This window comes from Vibrio sp. Vb1729, assembly GCF_033338655.1.
GTDB lineage: Bacteria > Pseudomonadota > Gammaproteobacteria > Enterobacterales > Vibrionaceae > Vibrio > Vibrio alginolyticus.
The window spans coordinates 26,274-45,270 of sequence record NZ_JAWOTB010000005.1 but is presented as its reverse complement, the minus strand read 5'-3'; the positions used below and the strand labels follow the sequence as shown (position 1 = coordinate 45,270).

Sequence of the window (18,997 nt, the reverse complement as noted above, 5' to 3'; positions counted from 1 at the left end):
ATGCTCAGTCAGCTAAGGGAAATAGTTGAGAAAGTCTCCAGGGTCGATGATGTGCATCTGGCACTCGATATATTGGTGAAAGAGACTTGTGCTGCCCTTAGTACTGAGTGCTGTACTATCTATCTTGCTAATGAAGAAATGCAGCGCCTTGAGTTAATGGCAACTCAAGGCCTTATTTTTGAAGGTGATAGTATTCATATCAACTTCAATGAAGGCTTGGTTGGGTTGGTAAAACGAAGCGCTGAACCCCTTAACCTTGCCGAAGCCTCAAAACACCCCGAGTTCAAATTCTTTCCTCAACTCGGCGAACAGATTTACCACTCTTTTTTAGCTACTCCAATCATTCATCGTAAACAAGTTTTAGGTGTGTTGGTGATCCAACAAAAAACGCCGCGCTTGTTTAGTGAAATGGAAGAATCGTTTCTTGTTACTTTATCCGCTCAGTTAGCGGTGCTCATTGCACATGCGCAGAATCTTGGGCATTGGCAGTTAGCATCTAAACCCACGGTATTAAAAGGTTTGCCTGCGTCTACTGGTGTCGCGATTGGAGAGTTTTGGTTCGACAATACCCAGCCGAGTTTATCGGATATTTTCCCTTCGTCCACGTTAGATAAGGAACGCGAGCACGAGACACTACTGGTGGCCATAGAGCGAGCGTTAAATGACTTTCGCCGTATGCGGAAAAAACTGGACAGTGAAATCAACAAAGATGCTCTGGCGATCTTCGATCTGTTTACTCACTTACTGAATGATCCGATGCTTCGCGGTGATTTGAAGAAGCAGATTGAAAAAGGAGACAGGGCAGACTGGGCGTTACGCCAAGTTGTAGAGTCATACTCGAATCGATTTGCCAGAATGTCGGATGTATACATGCGTGAAAGAGCGCAAGATATCCGAGAGTTAGGGCAAAGGCTGCTCTATTTTCTGCACAACAGCGAGCAAGAAAATTCTGCAATTGATCGTCCCATTATTTTGGTGGCGAATGAACTCACTGCCACCTTGCTCGCTTCTGTACCTAAAGAGTTCTTGTTAGCCGTCGTATCATTAGAGGGAGGCGCTAACTCTCACGCTGCCATTTTATCTCGAGCTCTTGGGGTCCCTGCAGTCATGGGCGCCAACATTAATCCGGATGTGGTGAATGGCAAACTCGGGATAGTCGACGGCTATACGGGTGAGATCTTCTTAGAGCCAAACCGCCAGTTGTTGCGAGAGTATCGCAGCTTAGTAAGCGAAGAGTCTGAACTGTTTGCCATGGTAAACCAGGACCTCGCACTCCCTGCGGTTACGCAAGATAATCACCATATCGAAATTATGCTGAATGCGGGACTCAGTGCAGACAGTAATATTGCCATCAACACAGGTGTTGATGGTGTTGGGTTGTACCGAACTGAGATTGCATTTTTACTTCAGCATCACTTTCCTTCGGAAGATGAGCAGTATCATCAATACCAAGCAATACTTAACAGCTATCCGAATCAACGAGTAGTGATGCGTACTTTGGATATTGGTGGTGACAAACCTTTGCCGTATTTGCCCATTGAAGAAGATAATCCGTTTCTAGGCTGGCGTGGCATTCGTTTTACATTGGATCATCCAGACATTTTCTTGATCCAGCTGCGTGCAATGTTAAGAGCGAGTGCAGAAAGCGGAAACTTAAGTATCTTATTGCCAATGGTGTCAGGGGTAAAAGAGCTAGACGATGCCATTAGCTTGATTAATCAAGCTCACAGCGAAGCCGTTTTGCTTGATGATAGAATTCAATTCCCACAAATTGGGGTCATGATTGAAGTACCATCGATGGTGTATCTGTTGCCAACGATTGCTCACCGTGTTGATTTTGTTTCTGTCGGGACAAACGATTTAACTCAGTATTTATTAGCGGTAGATAGGAACAATTCGCGCGTAGCGGATGTCTATGAATCTATGCATCCTGCGGTACTGTTAGCGCTTAAGCAAATCCATGAGGTGTGTGATAAATATCAGGTGCCCGTGTGTATTTGTGGTGAGCTAGCGGGTGATCCATTTGGCGCTCTTCTCTTACTTGGGTTAGGGTATACCAGTTTGAGTATGAACACCTCCAATGTGGCTAAGGTGAAATATTTGATTCGTCATAGCCAACAAGAAGAATTAGAAAAATTAGCGGAGCAAGCAATGACAAAATCCTATGGGGAGGACATTCATCAAATGATGCATGACTTTTTCATTCAACAGGGCTTTGCGGGCTTTATCCGTGCAGGTAAAAAGTAGGAAATCGTGACCGTCTCTTTATTTTTGTTATTGTTGGCGCTAGGCGCTTTTGTGGGTGTGATGGCGGGGTTACTCGGTATCGGTGGTGGTTTGATTGTTGTTCCTGCCTTGTTGTATTTGCTTCCTCTTGCTGGGATCTCTCCAGAAATGAGTATGCACATGGCCTTAGCCACTTCGTTAGCGAGTATTATTGTCACGTCTGGCTCATCGGCGATGAATCACCTTAAGCTCGGCAATGTCGATATGTTTGTCGTAAAATGGTTGATGCCTGGTGTGGTCATTGGTGGCTTTGTTGGTGCCAATATTGCTGAGTGGATCCCTACACACTATTTGCCGAAAGTGTTTGGTGTCATTGTTCTTTGCCTGTCAGTACAAATGTTTCGTTCCATTAAAGTTACGAGCAGTAAACCTATGCCGAGCAGCCCTGTGACTGTAGTTTACGGCACGGGAATTGGTGTCGTATCAAGCCTTGCTGGTATTGGTGGTGGCTCACTGTCGGTACCATTTTTAAATAAACATGGGATAGAGATGCGTAAAGCGGTGGGCTCATCCTCCGTTTGTGGTTGCGTGATTGCTATTTCTGGTATGATCGGCTTCATCTTACATGGCTATAAAGTGGAAGGCTTACCTTCATACAGTATTGGCTATGTTTATCTTCCTGCTTTATTAGCTATTGCTATGGCCTCGATGCTCACAACAAAAGTGGGTGCGAAGCTCGCAACTAACCTTCCAACTGCGGTATTAAAAAAGATATTCGCGGTGTTCTTAATGTTTGTTGCAGCGACCATGCTGCTCTAAGTTTGTACCCAAGTCATTCTCGCTGAACCAAGCATCTAGAGGTTACTTGGGTATATTTATTTTGTTGTGATAAGAAGAGAATGATTTATGTCTCAGGGATATATTGAATTTCCCAATATTGATCCGGTTTTAATCTCTATTGGTCCTGTTTCGGTTCGTTGGTACGGTTTGATGTACCTTGTTGGCTTTATGTTTGCTCTATGGTTAGCGAACCGACGTGCGGATAAGCCTGGAAGTGGTTGGACACGAGAGCAGGTTTCTGATTTGTTGTTCGCAGGCTTCCTTGGCGTGGTGATTGGTGGCCGTGTAGGCTACGTGCTTTTCTACAATTTTGAGCTCTTCCTGGCTGACCCTTTGTATCTATTTAAAGTGTGGACCGGTGGTATGTCTTTCCACGGCGGCTTACTGGGTGTGATTACTGCGATGTTCTGGTATGCACACAAAAACGGGCGAACTTTCTTCGGTGTTGCTGACTTTATCGCGCCGCTTGTGCCATTTGGTTTGGGTATGGGGCGTTTAGGTAACTTCATGAACAGCGAGTTGTGGGGCCGAGTAACGGATGTGCCTTGGGCGATCGTTTTCCCAAATGGCGGTCCACTGCCACGTCATCCATCGCAGCTTTATGAAATGGCGCTTGAAGGTATCGTCCTTTTCTTCATCTTGAATTGGTTCATCAAGAAACCTCGTCCTCTAGGTTCTGTTTCAGGGCTATTTTTAGCTGGATATGGTACATTCCGCTTCTTAGTTGAGTACGTGCGCGAACCAGACGCTCATTTGGGTTTATTCGGTGGCTTTATTTCCATGGGACAGATTTTATCCCTGCCAATGGTGGTTATCGGTGTCCTCATGATGGTTTGGGCATACAAACGTGGTCATTACAAAGACGAATTACCACAAAAGACGAAGTAAGGTATTGGTGTGAAACAGTATTTAGATTTGTGTCAACGCATCGTTGACCAAGGTGTTTGGGTTGAAAATGAGCGTACAGGCAAGCGCTGCCTGACCGTAATCAACGCGGATTTAACCTACGATGTTGCGAACAATCAATTTCCGTTGGTCACCACACGTAAAAGTTTTTGGAAAGCAGCCGTTGCAGAGCTACTAGGGTACATTCGTGGTTACGATAATGCGGAAGATTTTCGTAAGCTGGGCACGAAAACCTGGGATGCCAATGCCAACCTAAATGATGCCTGGTTGAATAACCCATACCGTAAAGGCGAAGACGACATGGGCCGTGTCTATGGGGTTCAAGGGCGCGCCTGGGCGAAACCTGATGGTGGTCATGTTGACCAGCTACGTAAGATAGTGGATGACTTAACGCGTGGCGTTGATGACCGCGGTGAAATCTTGAACTTCTACAACCCGGGTGAGTTCCACATGGGGTGCTTGCGTCCTTGTATGTACAGTCACCATTTTTCATTGCTGGATGATACGCTTTACCTGAATAGTACTCAGCGTTCGTGTGATGTACCGCTTGGCTTAAACTTCAATATGGTTCAAGTTTACGTGTTCTTGGCGATTATTGCGCAAATTACGGGCAAGAAACCTGGTCAGGCATTTCATAAGATTGTGAATGCTCACATTTATGAAGACCAGCTTGAACTGATGCGCGATGTTCAGTTGAAACGTGAGCCATTAAAAGCGCCGACGTTCCATATCAACCCAGAGATTAAATCTCTAGAAGATTTGGAAACATGGGTCACACTGGATGACTTTTGGGTTGAAGGGTACGAGCATCACGATCCTATTCGTTACCCATTCTCAGTGTAACGAGTATCGTTCTTCAAGATATAGAAAAAGCTCCGAATGGAGCTTTTTTCTTTTTTGTACTTAGAAGGTATTATTTTAGTGCACTGACAATATAACGGTGAATTGGGTTGGTCTGCATCGGTTTGGACAGTGCCGGGCTAATAAACTTAGGTTGAGTGAATATTTCTTTACTCACTAATGAACGGATAAGCTCAAAGTACTTCAGCTCCGTTTTCCCGCACAACAATAGTGAAAAGTCATCGCCCAATTTATCATAGGCATTGAGCACCTCTCGGAATCCTCTAAGATACAAGTAATCCTTCGTTAAACCTCCACCTCGATACACTCGGGCAGTCGTTGTAAATGCTTGAAGATCAGAAGCTTTATACTGTTCTTTTAATAGCATGAACGTATGGCGGAAATCGCGATCCTTGATCATCGACTCTACTGCCAGAACTCGTAAGGCTAAGGTTCTTAGGCGCTTGATACTGAAATGTCCTGACAGATACTCACATAATATAGCCAGCCCTTCTTGAGTGTTGGTATTGGCAGGACAACCTAAGCTCAGGACTTTTAGCGGTTGTTGACGACCGTTAAGCGTAGTCAGGAGATGTACTCCCATTTCATGATGTGCAAGAGCCTCCAGCTCATCAGTGGTGATGTACGCCGCGTGGTTAATTTTGACTCGAGACCCTGAAACTAGTGCGTTTGCTAACATCCCGTCCAACACCTGTATTTCACATTCATACCCATTGCGTTGAGCAAAATTTTGCATGAAACGTGCTATTGCACGGCTATCGTGCTGAGGTTCTTTTTCTTCTTCTGTAGGAAGGTGCAATATGAAATGGGCGTTGGCAATATCTTTGGCGCTCGGTTCCCCATAATAGCGTAAGGAGTTATAAAGAAACTCTTGCGTGCCGATGGTATTCACTTGATCCAGTTTATCTGCATAAGACTGAATTACATCCGCGTATAGCCTCTGCAGTTGGGTGTCTTGAATGTTTTCTAGAGGTAGCTCATATAGGCGTCGCTTTGCGCTGTGGGTATCTACGTTAGTAATTGAATATTGAAAATTAGGCTCTTGAGAATATTTGTTTTTAATGAAACGTTCTCTTTCTTGAGCATAATTAAGAGGATTCACGCTACTGAGGATATCAATATCAGCAACCAGTTGGGTTAGGTTTTCGTCTATTGCGAGTAGCTGATCAGAAATAGCGTCATTAAGCTGCGTCATGTTGTCGACTCCAAATGAGATAGCTCAGCATAAGCATGCTGATGTGGCTCAAATTATCACCGGACAATCGATTTGAACAGTTTAATTATCATAAAAAAGGCTCCACGATGTGGAGCCTAAACAATAAGCGATGGTATGTCGTTGTTGTTACGTTGTTAGGGCTAGAATTGCACCTGGTAGAATAACGAATACTGACATTAGGTAACCACCAACAACAGCTTTATTCTTAATAGCCATTTCAGAAATCATCTCAGCGCCTTTAACCGGAATCTCACGTAGGAATGGAATTCCAAAGATAAACAGCGTCGCCATGATGTTAAACACTAAGTGGACTAGAGCGATTTGTAGTGCGAATACTGCGAACTCTCCAGATACCGCTGTCGCTGCTAGTAGTGCCGTAATACAAGTACCAATGTTAGCACCCAGAGTGAAAGGGTAGATATCTCGTACTTTCAACACGCCAGTACCAACCAACGGAACCATTAAACTTGTCGTGGTTGAGGAAGATTGTACTAGAACGGTCACGATTGAGCCTGATACGATGCCGTGAATAGGGCCACGACCGATGGCGTTTTTCAAAATTTCACGTGCGCGACCAACCATTAGGCTCTTCATCAATTTACCCATCACTGTGATTGCAACGAAGATAGTCGCAATACCCAAAGCAATAAGCATGACGCCGCCAACAGTATCACCGAAGGTAGAAAGTGGCTCTTTAATTGCGCCTACGACTGGCTTTGTAATTGGTTTAATAAAGTTGAAGCCTTTAATGCTCATATCACCAGTAGCAAGCAGTGGAGAAACAAGCCAGTGAGAAACTTTCTCTAAAATGCCGAACATCATTTCCAACGGAAGGAAAATAGCGACAGCAAGCAAGTTGAAGAAGTCGTGAATGGTTGCACTTGCAAATGCACGTTTGAACTCTTCTTTACAGCGCACGTGGCCAAGAGATACAAGCGTATTGGTCACTGTGGTACCAATGTTAGCACCCATCACCATAGGGATAGCGGTTTCTACAGGTAAGCCACCTGCAACCAAGCCTACAATAATAGACGTTACAGTACTTGAAGACTGAATTAAGGCTGTTGCCACCAAGCCGATCATTAGACCTGCAACTGGGTGTGCGGCAAATTCAAATAGCACCTTAGCTTGATCGCCAGTTGCCCATTTAAAGCCACTACCAACCATAGATACTGCTAGAAGAAGCAGATATAACATGAATGCCAAGTTAGCCCAGCGTAACCAACGAGCTGTGCTCGAAATTGGTGCCACTGTTGAAGTAGCTTGGTTCATCATAATTTTCTCCGTTGACCTTTCAGTTCATTTTTCGGTCTGTAGTTGAATCTGCGGGCGATGTTAGAGAATAAATATTTCAGTAATATTACAGATTTCTTGCTGTGAGAGATTTTTATTGTTCTTTTTGATAATGGCGTAAAAGAAGAAGAAAATTAATTTTTAACTTGTTGATTTTAGTGGTTAAATTTTGGTTTCGTTTTGTTTGGTTTTTGCGTTTTTTTTGTAGAGAAAATGCGCCTCAGTTCAACTTTTATGACAGTATTGACTTTATACTTTCGGTAAAACTTATGCTTTTGTAAGGTATTGTATGGTTTTGTCGAGTTTATTGTTTGTCTCTGTCACATTTGGTATAAAAAGTATCACTTTCTTTTCGGGACTCGATCATGTCACATCTAAACTACAACCATCTCTATTATTTCTGGATGGTGTGCAAACAGGGCTCTGTAACTAAGGCGGCTGACGCGCTCTTCCTGACACCGCAAACCGTGACAGGACAGATTAAAGCGCTTGAAGAGCGCATGAAAGGAAAGTTAACCAAGCGCAATGGTCGTACAGTTGAGCCCACTGAGTTAGGTCAGCTTGTGTTTAAGTACGCCGACCGGATGTTCGGTTTGAGCTATGAGATGTTAGATATCGTCAATTACAGCCAGCACTCGAACATTCTATTTGAAGTTGGTGTAGCCGATGCATTATCTAAACGCTTGGTCAGTAAAGTACTGATGACGACCGTCCCGGAAGATAACAGTATTCATTTACGCTGTTATGAATCGACCCACGAACTGCTACTTGAACGCCTTTCTCAGCACAAGCTAGATATGATCCTTTCGGATTGTCCCGTTGATTCTACTCAAAGTCCTGGCCTTTATAGCAAAAAGTTGGGTGAAAGTAGCATGAGCTTTTTTGCTTCTTCTGAAATTGAAAATGTGCGATTCCCTGAGATCTTGGAACAAAAAAAACTTCTGATTCCCGCGAGCCGAACGGCTATGGGGCGTAAAGTTATTCAATGGTTTGATCGTCAAGGCCTTCAACCCAATGTGCTAGGGGAGTTTGATGATGTTGCGTTGATGAAAGCTTTTGCTCGGTACCACGATGATGTGATTTTCTTGGCACCGACCGTATACATGTCGGAGATTGAAGACGACCGAAATTTACAGCTAATTGGCCATGTCGATGGGCTAAAAGAAGAGTACTACGTGATTTTTGCGGAACGAATGATCCAACACCCCGCGGTAAAAAATGTTTGTGATGCTGATTTCAGTCAAATGTTTGAGTAAACCCGTATCGTTGCGTAAATAAATAGATTACTATCAATAAAAATATAATTCTAAATAATATCTAAGTAAGCAAGATACTTGTTTTAGTGAGCAAAACTATTAATTATTGATGGCGCACCAATTAAAATCCTTGGTGGATAATATTGGTGTATCACTAACAACTAAATTAGAGGTTCTAATAATGAAGACTCTGGAAGTGTATCTTGATTTTCTTAGATATATAAATCAGTGCAACACAACAAGCTGGCCAGGGTTGGAATAAGTAAGTTGTAGCTAGAGGTCCAACACATGAATCTACAAGAAATGGAGCAGAACTCCGCAAAAGCCGTCGTGTTGCTCAAAGCGATGGCAAACGAGAGACGCCTACAAATCCTTTGTATGCTGCATAACCAAGAGCTGTCCGTGGGAGAGCTGTGTGCAAAGTTAGAGCTAAGCCAGTCGGCATTATCTCAGCATCTTGCTTGGCTTCGCCGTGATGAGTTAGTCACGACAAGGAAAGAAGCACAGACGGTGTACTACACATTAAAGAGTGATGAAGTGAAAGCGTTAATAAAAACACTGCATAGTCTTTATTGTGCTGAGAGTGCTCAACATTAATTAAATAGTCCTAATATACTGCTCATCTTAGAGTGTGAATCTAACTTGTTGGAATATTTGAGAGTGGCGTTAAACTTTTGATGATAGGGTACTACTCATCGACCAATTTGCTTTGTTCTCAAGTGTTTTATTAGTGCTTTCTAGTTTGAGCGTTATATGGGTAATGAATAAGCTGATGTCTTTAAATGGGACATTCAGAAAAAGAAAAGCTGGCATTGCCAGCTTTTTTTATTAAGAAAACTTTGTAGATATAAAAAAACCGACACAAGGTCGGTTTTTTCTTCACTGTAAAATCAGGACTCTATTAAAGAGCTTTGATTTGTGCAGCGAAACGAGACTTATGGCGAGCTGCTTTATTCTTGTGAATAAGGCCTTTAGTTGCCATGCGGTCTAGGATAGGTGTAACTACAGCGAATGCAGCAGTTGCAGCTTCTTTGTCGCCTGCTTCGATAGCAGCAACAGTTTTCTTCATGTAAGTACGCATCATTGAGCGACGGCTAGCATTGTGCTGACGACGTTTCTCAGCTTGGATAGCGCGCTTCTTAGCAGATTTACTATTTGCCAAGGGTCTAACTCCCAAAAACTTAGTTCTGTGACAATTTAAGGGCGAGGAATATCCCTCATTTGCGCTTAAATGTCAAATGATTTGTGCAAAAACCGATCTAAGCCAAAACAAATTTTGGTAAGAGAGGTTATCGCGGTTAAGATGGCGGGGATTCTAACAGCATTTTTATACCAATGCTAATAATTATCCGCGAAAGGCACACTTATTCCTTACAACCCGCGGATAGATTTTTGACGTCTATTTACAGCACCTGTCAGAGAAACAGTATAGGGTTAGCTGTCTTATGGTGATATTCCGAGGTTACAGTGAGTAAACGACTACTCAAGTCTGGCATGATCGTCAGTGCTATGACATTTATTTCCCGCGTTCTTGGCCTAGTTCGTGATGTTGTAGTGGCAAATTTAATGGGGGCAGGAGCAAGCGCAGACGTCTTTTTCTTCGCCAATAAAATTCCTAATTTTTTACGACGTTTGTTTGCTGAAGGTGCTTTTTCCCAAGCGTTTGTACCTGTTTTAACGGAAAGCCATGCTCAAGGCGACATGAATAAAACTCGGGAGCTCATTGCTCGTGCGGCGGGTACATTAGGGGTGATAGTCTCAATTGTTACCATCTTAGGTGTTCTAGGTTCCGGAGTGGTGACTGCACTGTTTGGTTTTGGTTGGTTCCTAGACTGGATGCATGGTGGTCCCGCGGCTGAGAAGTTCGAACTTGCTAGCGTGATGCTCAAGATTACCTTTCCTTATTTATGGTTCATCACTTTTGTTGCCCTATCGGGAGCCATTCTCAATACACTAGGTAAGTTTGCGGTTTCTTCGTTTACTCCTGTCTTCCTCAATGTGATGATCATTTTGGCAGCATGGTTTATCTCGCCGCAGATGCCACAGCCAGAGATTGGTCTTGCCATCGGTGTTTTCCTTGGTGGTTTGGTTCAGTTCTTATTTCAAATCCCTTTCCTTATTAAAGCGGGGGTTATGGTTAAGCCGAAATGGGGCTGGCGCGATCCGGGCGTGGTGAAGATCCGAACCTTAATGATTCCTGCTTTGTTCGGTGTGTCGGTAAGCCAAATCAACTTGTTGTTTGATACTTTTATTGCCAGCTTTCTGCAAACCGGTTCGATCAGTTGGTTGTACTATTCAGATCGCTTGTTGGAATTCCCGTTAGGTCTGTTTGGTATTGCTATTGCAACGGTGATTTTACCAGCATTATCACGCAAACATGTTGACGCACAAAATGAAGGATTCGCACAAACCATGGACTGGGGGGTGCGCATGGTGATCTTACTTGGCCTTCCTGCAATGCTTGGTTTGATGGTACTGGCAAAACCTATGTTGATGGTGTTATTCATGCGAGGTGAGTTTTCGCCACAAGACGTACATCAAGCATCATTGTCACTCTTTGCTTACGCTTCAGGCTTGTTGAACTTTATGCTGATTAAAGTGCTCGCTCCGGGTTATTACTCGCGTCAAGACACTAAAACGCCAGTGAAATACGGCATCATTGCGATGGTGACCAACATGGTATTTAATGCAATTTTTGCGTACTTCTATGGCTACGTTGGCTTGGCTATCGCGACGGCACTATCGGCATTTGTGAATATGGCACTGCTGTATCGTGGCCTGCACATCGCAGAGGTATACCAAATCACTAAGCGAACCGTCTTCTTTATTATACGTTTAGCTATTGCTGGCGCGGCGATGGTGGCGGCAATCTTATGGCAACTGGAAGATATGTCAGTATGGCTGGGCTGGAGCTTTGCTCACCGAAGCGCGGTGCTAGGGATGTTGATCGGTTTAGGAGCCGTAGTTTACCTAGTGGTTCTATTTTTAACTGGTGCGCGTTTAAAAGACCTAAAAGCTGGGACAGACTGAGGGTGATTAGTATATAATCCGTCAGTTTCACACAGTGTAAAGTAAAACAGAGGCAGAAAGCAGTATCCAATGGAACTGATTAGAGGCATTCACAATATCAACCCGCGACATCATGGTTGTGTGCTGACTATTGGCAATTTCGATGGTGTCCATAAAGGCCATCAACAAGTATTGCAGCAAGTGTCTGAGCAAGCGGACAGGCTATCCTTGCCTTCTGTTGTGATGACCTTTGAACCTCAGCCGATGGAGCTGTTTGCCAAAGACAAGGCACCTGCAAGGTTGACTCGATTACGCGATAAGTTCGTGCAATTGAGTAAGCTCGATATTGACCGCTTACTGTGTGTCAATTTCAATCGCCATTTTGCAAATTTAACCGCGGAAGAGTTTATCCGTGACTTGTTGGTCGAGCGTTTGGGTGTTAAGTTTCTTGTCGTTGGTGATGATTTCTGCTTTGGCAAAGGCCGTACAGGTAACTTTGCAATGCTGCAGGAAGCAGGGGAAAAATACGGCTTTGATGTAGTAAGTACCCAGAGCTTTTGTTTACAACAATTACGTGTCAGCAGTACGGCTATCCGTCAAGCGCTGGCGCGTGACGATTTGCATTCCGCGCAACAGATGCTGGGAAGAAACTACAGCATCAGCGGTCGTGTTTCTCATGGAAGAAAGCTAGGTCGAACCATTGGGTTCCCTACTGCAAATATTCCTTTGAAACGCTGTGTTTCTCCGGTTTCCGGAGTCTATGTTGTTCAAGCGCTTGGCTTAGGAAATAAGCCAGTTGGTGGTGTTGCTAATATTGGTCAAAGACCAACCGTCAATGGTGTTCGCCAACAGTTAGAAGTGCACTTATTCGACTTTCATGCCAATTTATATGGCAAGCAACTAGAAGTGGAACTTTTGCATAAACTTCGAGATGAGCAAAAGTTTGAGTCGTTTGAAGCACTTAAACAACAAATTGAATTGGATGCTGAAGCAGCAAGGGTGTGGCTGCGTCAGCTTAAGCGTTGAGCGGTTTATTCCACCGTTCAACATAATGTCTAATTTTCGCCCAATATAACGGAATTAAGAATCGATGAGTGAGTATAAAGATACCCTGAACTTACCTGAAACAGGGTTTCCAATGCGCGGCAACCTGGCCAATCGTGAGCCAGAAATGCTTAAGCGTTGGTACAAAGAAGATCTTTACGGTGAAATCCGTAAAGCTAAGAAAGGCAAAAAGTCATTCGTATTGCACGATGGCCCTCCTTACGCAAATGGTGACATTCATATTGGTCACGCACTAAACAAGATTCTTAAAGACATTATTATTAAATCCAAAACACTTTCAGGTTTTGACGCACCTTACATCCCAGGCTGGGACTGCCACGGTCTACCAATCGAATTAATGGTAGAGAAGAAAGTAGGTAAGCCAGGCCAAAAAGTGACAGCAGCGGAATTCCGCGAGAAATGTCGTGAATACGCAGCAGGTCAGGTTGAAGGTCAGAAAGAGAGCTTCAAACGTCTTGGCATCATGGGTGAGTGGGACAAGCCATACCGCACTATGGATTTCGCAACTGAAGCGAACATTATTCGTGCTCTTGGTAAGATTGCAAGCAATGGTCACCTTCTAAAAGGTTTCAAACCTGTTCACTGGTGTACAGACTGTGGTTCTGCTCTTGCTGAAGCGGAAGTAGAATACAAAGATAAAGTATCGCCATCTATCGACGTTCGTTTTAAAGCGGCTGACGAAGCGGCACTGCTATCTAAATTTGAACTGACAGAAGGTCATGAAGGTCACGGTGACGTATCTATCGTTATCTGGACAACAACACCTTGGACACTGCCTGCAAACCGCGCAGTATGTCTACGTGATGATCTAGAGTACGTGCTTATCCAAACAGAAGGCGACAACGCTGAGCGTATCATCGTTGCTGCTGAGCTAGCGAAAGACGTAATGGATCGTGCGGGTATCGAGCACTTCCACAACCTTGGCTTTGCTAAAGGTGCGGACCTAGAGCTTTCTCAATTCCAACACCCATTCTACGATTTCACTGTACCGGCGATCCTTGGTGATCACGTTACGACTGATTCAGGTACTGGTGTTGTTCACACTGCTCCTGGTCACGGTCAAGAAGACTTCGCGGTTGGTAACAAGTACAACCTAGAAGTAGCAAACCCAGTTGGCTCAAACGGTGTTTACCTACCAGATACAGAGCTATTTGCTGGTCAGCACGTATTTAAAGCGAACGATGCAGTAGTAGAAGTACTAAAAGAAAAAGGTGCACTACTACACCACCACGCTTACGAGCACAGCTACCCACACTGTTGGCGTCATAAGACCCCAATCATCTTCCGTGCTACACCTCAATGGTTCGTTTCTATGGACCAAGCTGGCCTACGTGCTAAAGCATTAGAGTCAATCAAGAATGTAGAGTGGATGCCTGAGTGGGGTCAAAGCCGCATCGAAGGTATGATCGAAGGTCGCCCTGAGTGGTGTATCTCTCGTCAACGTACTTGGGGTGTGCCAATTGCTCTGTTTGTTCATAAAGAAACAGCAGAACTTCATCCAAACACGCTAGAGCTGATCGAGAAAGTCGCTAAGCTGGTTGAAGAGAAAGGCATCCAAGCATGGTGGGATGTAGATGCCGCTGAACTACTAGGTGCTGACGTTGACCAATACGAAAAAGTGCTAGATACGCTAGACGTATGGTTCGATTCAGGTGTCACTCACTTCTCTGTTGTTGATGCTCGTGAAGAGTACAACGGCAACAGTGCAGACCTATACCTAGAAGGTTCTGACCAACACCGCGGTTGGTTCCAATCTTCTTTAATTTCATCTATTGCGATGAAAGACGAAGCACCTTACAAACAAGTACTGACACACGGTTTCGTGGTTGACGGTCAGGGTCGTAAGATGTCTAAATCTATCGGTAACGTGGTTGCGCCAAAAGACGTAACCAACAAGCTAGGTGCTGACATTCTTCGTCTATGGGTTGCTTCTACAGACTACACTGGTGAAGTTGCGGTTTCTGATGAAATCCTAAAACGCAGCGCAGATGCGTACCGTCGTATCCGTAACACAGCGCGTTTCTTCCTTGCTAACCTAAGCGGCTTCAACCCTGAAACAGACATCGTTCCTGTTGAAGAGATGGTTGCGCTAGATCGCTGGGCGGTTGGTCGTGCACTAGCAGCACAAGAAGAGATTGTTAAAGCATACGAAGAGTACAACACACACGGTGTAACTCAGCGTCTAATGCAATTCTGTTCAATCGAAATGGGCTCTTTCTACTTAGACGTAATTAAAGACCGTCAGTACACAGCAAAACGTGGCGGCAACGCTCAACGTAGCTGTCAGACTGCACTTTACTACATCGTAGAAGCGCTAGTTCGTTGGATGGCGCCAATCATGTCGTTCACTGCAGATGAAATCTGGAACGAAATGCCAGGTCAACGCGACAAGTTCGTATTCACTGGTGAGTGGTTCGACGGTCTATTCGGTCTTGCTGAAGGTGAAGAGCTGAACAACGAATTCTGGTCTGAGATCCAAGCGGTTCGTGGTGCGGTAAACAAACTTCTAGAAGATGCGCGTAAAGAGAAAACCATTGGTGGTGCACTACAAGCTGAAGTGACTCTATTTGCTGATGACGCACTAGCGGCGAAGATCAACAAACTTGAAGATGAACTGCGCTTTGTTCTACTAACCTCTGCGGCGAAAGTTAAGCCTCTAGGTGAGAAGACGGATGCAGCACAAGCCACAGATATCGAAGGCTTGTTTGTAGAAGTAGCAGCAGCTGAAGGCGAGAAGTGTGACCGTTGTTGGCACCACACGCCAGACGTAGGCACAATTGAAGGTCACGAGAAGATCTGTGGTCGTTGTGTGTCTAACGTAGACGGCGAAGGTGAAGTACGTAAATTCGCGTAATTGCCTAGAACGACTGAACTTTTTTTAAAATTAACAGCCCCAGTATTTACTGGGGCTGTTTGTAGGTAAAGTAATGAGTGAAAAAGCACTGACGTTAAAGCAATCTGGAGTTCGCTGGCTGTGGTTAGCAATTCTGGTATTTATTGCAGATATTGGCATCAAATTGGTGGTGATGGACAACATGGGCTACGGATGGGCAAACCGAATTGAGGTGTTGCCATTCTTCAACCTACTTTACGTTCATAACTACGGTGCCGCTTTCAGCTTCTTGAGCGATCAAGCTGGTTGGCAGCGCTGGTTATTTACAGGTATCGCGTTTGTTGTTACGGGTCTTTTGACCTACTGGATGAGTAAGCTTCCAGCAAAAGAAAAATGGAACAACATTGCTTATGCACTGATTATTGGTGGTGCAGTGGGCAACGTGTTTGACCGCGTCGTTCATGGCTTTGTTGTTGATTACCTAGACTTCTTCTGGGGTAACTACCACTGGCCAGCATTCAACCTTGCTGACATGGCGATCTGTATTGGTGCGGCAATGATTATTCTGGATGGCTTCCGTAAAAAAGACGCTGACAAGTAATCTTTTGCGGTATATCGAATAACCCTAAGCGTCGTCCGTTGATTCGAGCGATGCTTTTTATTATGTTGGAGCGCCAATCAGCATATCAATGTATAAAAAGACCAAGCTGACAGCGTAATAACCCAAGAACAAGGAAGCATTAACGTGACAACAATAACCAATGAATCTGTAGTAACCCTTCACTTTACGATTAAAATGAAAGACGGATCGGTTGCAGATAGTACTCATAACATGGGTAAACCAGCGAAATTTGTTATGGGTGATGGCAGCTTGAGTGAAAACTTTGAGCAGTGCTTGATAGGCCTCGAAACAGGCGCACAAAAAGCGATTGAGCTAAAGGCAGAAGACGCGTTTGGTATGCCAAACCCTGATCATATTCACTATATGGATCGCACTAAATTTGTAGGTGATGCAGAAGTGGAAGTTGGTACAATCATGGCCTTCAGTGGCCCTGATGGCATGGAAATCCCGGGCATTATTACAGAGATTGCAGGCGATTCAGTCACTGTGGACTTCAACCATCCTCTAGCGGGACAAGACGTGACTTTCGAAGTTGAAATTTTGTCAGTAGAATAGCGAACCAAATAAAAGATAACTTCCATGAGCAATGAAATGAAAATCCTGTTAGCTAACCCACGTGGTTTCTGTGCTGGTGTTGACCGCGCGATTAGCATCGTAGAGCGTGCGCTAGAGATGTATCAGCCACCGATTTATGTGCGTCATGAAGTGGTGCATAACCGTTTTGTGGTTGAAGGTCTAAAACAGCGTGGTGCTATCTTCGTTGAAGAACTGCACGAAGTGCCAGACAACAACATTGTGATTTTCTCCGCTCATGGTGTATCGCAGGCAGTTCGTCAGGAAGCCAAGCAGCGTGATTTGACCGTATTTGACGCAACGTGTCCTTTAGTAACCAAAGTGCATATGGAAGTGGCGCGTGCGAGCCGTCGTAATATGGAAGTGGTTCTGATTGGTCACGCAGGTCACCCTGAAGTCGAAGGTACGATGGGGCAATACGCCAGTGAAACCGGTGGTATGTACTTGGTTGAAACTCCAGCCGATGTTGAGAAACTGAAGGCGATTGTGAAAGATCCATCCGATCTTCATTACGTAAGCCAAACGACGCTTTCTGTCGATGAAACTGCCGATGTTATCGAAGAGCTACGCCGCGTGTTCCCAGATATCCAAGGTCCACGTAAAGACGATATCTGTTATGCGACACAAAACCGCCAAGATGCCGTACGTGAACTAGCTGGTGACGTAGATGTGATGGTTGTGGTGGGTTCTAAAAACTCATCAAACTCTACACGTCTTAAAGAGCTAGCTGAAAAGCTAGGGACACCTGGCTACTTAACCGACTGTCCGGAAGATATCAAACCTGAGTGGTTCGAAGGCAAAACAAAGGTCGGCGTGACTGCGGGAGCATCTGCTCCGGAAGAGCTCGTTAATCAGATTCTAGAGCGAATCAAAGAACTCGTTGGTGCCGAAGCGGTTGATGAAGTACTTGGCCGTGAAGAGAATATGTTCTTTGAAGTACCTAAAGAACTTCAAATCAAGCAAGTGGATTAGTCTCTATTTATCGAATATTCAAAAGGCGACCTGTGGGTCGCCTTTTTTACATCTCTCTTAACTCATTTAGGTAATCACGAATTTGGTCTTTTCCTAAACCATCGATAATCATATCAGACATCTTCGTGATTCTTCGCTCAAGCGATTGAGCAACCTTTTCGCAATGTGCGTACATGTCTTCATCAGAACCATAGGTCGGAAAAGCATCAACTTGCCAGTTTACTCGAACGCCCCCCGCAAGCCACTGAGGAGCGGTTTCTTGATGTAAAGAATCACAGAGAATAATAACGATGTCGGGAAGAAACTGAGTTCGCTCCTCCCATGAATGCGTGTGGATATGCGGAATGGGGAGTCGGTGGTCATCTAAATATTTTTGCACCACTGGGTGCACCTTGCCTGTGGGATGTGAGCCTCCACTGGTGACACTAAAATCTGCTGGCAGGATATTGGTTGCGATTGACTCCGCGAGGACGCTTCGTCCAGCGTTGTGCTTACATATGAATAAAACTTTATACATCATCGCCTCGTCTTTTCAGAGCGTCCTATTTATACGCTAGCGGAAACTCAGCGATGATGTGTGAAGTTTTTGTGTTAGTGGCTAATGCCGAGCATCTCTTTGAGCACCTTTAAGTAGCGGCGGCTTACTGGTATCTCAAAGCCTGTTTTGGTGATGATTTCCGCTAACCCATTTTCCAGTAACTTGATTTCGCTAATCGCTTTAATACTGACTAAGTATTGACGATGGCAGCGGACTAGAGGGGTTTTCTCTTCCAACGTTTTTAATGTCAGTTGGGTGCTCGCGGTCTGGCTGGTGGAGCGTACATGTACGCCGCTGATATCACTGTAAGCACATTCCACCGTGTCGGTGGCCATGATAACGATGCGGTTGTGTCCGATGCACGGTATCTGATCTAAAGTGTCAGGCGTAATAGCAGACAGTTGTTGCGTTAGGGCGGATTGGCTAATGACTTTGTTTAGTCGTTTGACCGTTTTAGTTAACCGGCATGGGTCGACAGGTTTGAGCAAGTAATCAAAGGCATTGTCTTCAAATGCTTGAATCGCATACTGATCATAAGCCGTGACAAAAACCACATAAGGCATGGTTTCTGGATCAAGCATCCCAAGTAGTTCAATCCCCGTGACTTGAGGCATTTGGATATCGAGAAACACCACATCAGGCTTAAGTTCATTGATTTTTTTTAGGCCAAGGATTGCGTTTGAGGCATCGCCCACGACCTCAACTTGGCCTGTTTCATCCAGTAACTCTGCTAGCTCTTCACGAGCAAACTGTTCATCATCAATGACGAGTGCGGTTAACATCCAAC

The 18,997-nt window shown here is 44.6% G+C and carries 17 protein-coding genes; 12 read left to right on the top strand and 5 right to left on the bottom strand.

All coding sequences use genetic code 11. The features are described from left to right. From ptsP to R7E29_RS02455, 4 genes are all read left to right on the top strand, one after another. Positions 1-2,247: a phosphoenolpyruvate--protein phosphotransferase gene (ptsP, locus tag R7E29_RS02470; RefSeq protein ID WP_054574288.1), complete on the top strand. Its 2,247-nt coding sequence runs from the start codon at positions 1-3 to the stop codon at positions 2,245-2,247. Positions 2,248-2,253: 6 nt separating this feature from the next. After that, positions 2,254-3,045, top strand: a complete 792-nt coding sequence (locus tag R7E29_RS02465; protein ID WP_005385965.1) for a sulfite exporter TauE/SafE family protein — start codon at positions 2,254-2,256, stop codon at positions 3,043-3,045. 87 nt (positions 3,046-3,132) lie between these two features. After that, positions 3,133-3,954, top strand: a complete 822-nt coding sequence (gene lgt, locus R7E29_RS02460) for a prolipoprotein diacylglyceryl transferase (RefSeq protein WP_005381948.1) — start codon at positions 3,133-3,135, stop codon at positions 3,952-3,954. Positions 3,955-3,963: 9 nt separating this feature from the next. Continuing rightward, positions 3,964-4,815 carry a thymidylate synthase gene (locus R7E29_RS02455; RefSeq protein ID WP_017636170.1) on the top strand — a complete coding sequence of 284 codons (852 nt, stop codon included), beginning with the start codon at positions 3,964-3,966 and terminating at the stop codon, positions 4,813-4,815. 70 nt (positions 4,816-4,885) lie between these two features. Here the strand turns inward: R7E29_RS02455 and R7E29_RS02450 are convergent, their stop codons facing one another. Together R7E29_RS02450 and R7E29_RS02445 are read right to left on the bottom strand one after the other, a co-directional pair. Beyond that, complete coding sequence (locus R7E29_RS02450; protein WP_017636169.1) at positions 4,886-6,028, bottom strand: flavohemoglobin expression-modulating QEGLA motif protein; 1,143 nt, start codon at positions 6,026-6,028, stop codon at positions 4,886-4,888. A gap of 147 nt (positions 6,029-6,175) precedes the next feature. Next, positions 6,176-7,321 (bottom strand): Na/Pi symporter, encoded by a 1,146-nt coding sequence (locus R7E29_RS02445; protein WP_025768431.1) that lies wholly within the window; start codon positions 7,319-7,321, stop codon positions 6,176-6,178. Positions 7,322-7,707: 386 nt separating this feature from the next. Here R7E29_RS02445 and nhaR point away from each other — a divergent pair, with 386 nt between their 5' ends. Together nhaR and R7E29_RS02435 are read left to right on the top strand one after the other, a co-directional pair. Further along, positions 7,708-8,598, top strand: a complete 891-nt coding sequence (nhaR, locus tag R7E29_RS02440; RefSeq protein WP_005381942.1) for a transcriptional activator NhaR — start codon at positions 7,708-7,710, stop codon at positions 8,596-8,598. A 288-nt stretch (positions 8,599-8,886) separates the two neighbouring features. Beyond that, complete coding sequence (locus R7E29_RS02435; protein WP_005381940.1) at positions 8,887-9,195, top strand: ArsR/SmtB family transcription factor; 309 nt, start codon at positions 8,887-8,889, stop codon at positions 9,193-9,195. 304 nt (positions 9,196-9,499) lie between these two features. Here R7E29_RS02435 and rpsT read toward each other — a convergent pair whose 3' ends face one another. Further along, complete coding sequence (gene rpsT / locus R7E29_RS02430; RefSeq protein ID WP_005381938.1) at positions 9,500-9,760, bottom strand: 30S ribosomal protein S20; 261 nt, start codon at positions 9,758-9,760, stop codon at positions 9,500-9,502. 305 nt (positions 9,761-10,065) lie between these two features. On the opposite strand from rpsT, the gene murJ reads away from it, so the two are divergent. The 6 genes from murJ (at position 10,066) to ispH (ending at position 17,672) form a co-directional block, all read left to right on the top strand. Next, the gene (gene murJ / locus R7E29_RS02425; protein WP_025998736.1) at positions 10,066-11,628 is read left to right on the top strand and encodes a murein biosynthesis integral membrane protein MurJ; all 1,563 of its coding nucleotides are present in this window, start codon (positions 10,066-10,068) and stop codon (positions 11,626-11,628) included. A gap of 69 nt (positions 11,629-11,697) precedes the next feature. Next, the gene (gene ribF, locus R7E29_RS02420; RefSeq protein ID WP_017636167.1) at positions 11,698-12,633 is read left to right on the top strand and encodes a bifunctional riboflavin kinase/FAD synthetase; all 936 of its coding nucleotides are present in this window, start codon (positions 11,698-11,700) and stop codon (positions 12,631-12,633) included. 64 nt (positions 12,634-12,697) lie between these two features. Continuing rightward, entirely contained in the window at positions 12,698-15,526 is a 2,829-nt protein-coding gene (gene ileS, locus R7E29_RS02415; RefSeq protein WP_017636166.1) for an isoleucine--tRNA ligase, read from the top strand. A 73-nt stretch (positions 15,527-15,599) separates the two neighbouring features. Beyond that, the gene (gene lspA / locus R7E29_RS02410; protein WP_005385948.1) at positions 15,600-16,106 is read left to right on the top strand and encodes a signal peptidase II; all 507 of its coding nucleotides are present in this window, start codon (positions 15,600-15,602) and stop codon (positions 16,104-16,106) included. A 144-nt stretch (positions 16,107-16,250) separates the two neighbouring features. After that, positions 16,251-16,682, top strand: a complete 432-nt coding sequence (fkpB, locus tag R7E29_RS02405) for an FKBP-type peptidyl-prolyl cis-trans isomerase (RefSeq protein WP_005381922.1) — start codon at positions 16,251-16,253, stop codon at positions 16,680-16,682. A gap of 24 nt (positions 16,683-16,706) precedes the next feature. Continuing rightward, positions 16,707-17,672, top strand: a complete 966-nt coding sequence (gene ispH, locus R7E29_RS02400; protein ID WP_005381920.1) for a 4-hydroxy-3-methylbut-2-enyl diphosphate reductase — start codon at positions 16,707-16,709, stop codon at positions 17,670-17,672. 46 nt (positions 17,673-17,718) lie between these two features. On the opposite strand, the gene R7E29_RS02395 is transcribed toward ispH, so the two are convergent. Continuing rightward, on the bottom strand, positions 17,719-18,192 hold the full coding sequence (locus R7E29_RS02395) for a low molecular weight phosphatase family protein (RefSeq protein WP_054576673.1): 474 nt from the start codon (positions 18,190-18,192) through the stop codon (positions 17,719-17,721). 71 nt (positions 18,193-18,263) lie between these two features. Beyond that, positions 18,264-18,992: a two-component system response regulator BtsR gene (gene btsR / locus R7E29_RS02390; protein WP_005381917.1), complete on the bottom strand. Its 729-nt coding sequence runs from the start codon at positions 18,990-18,992 to the stop codon at positions 18,264-18,266. Positions 18,993-18,997: the final 5 nt, after the last annotated feature.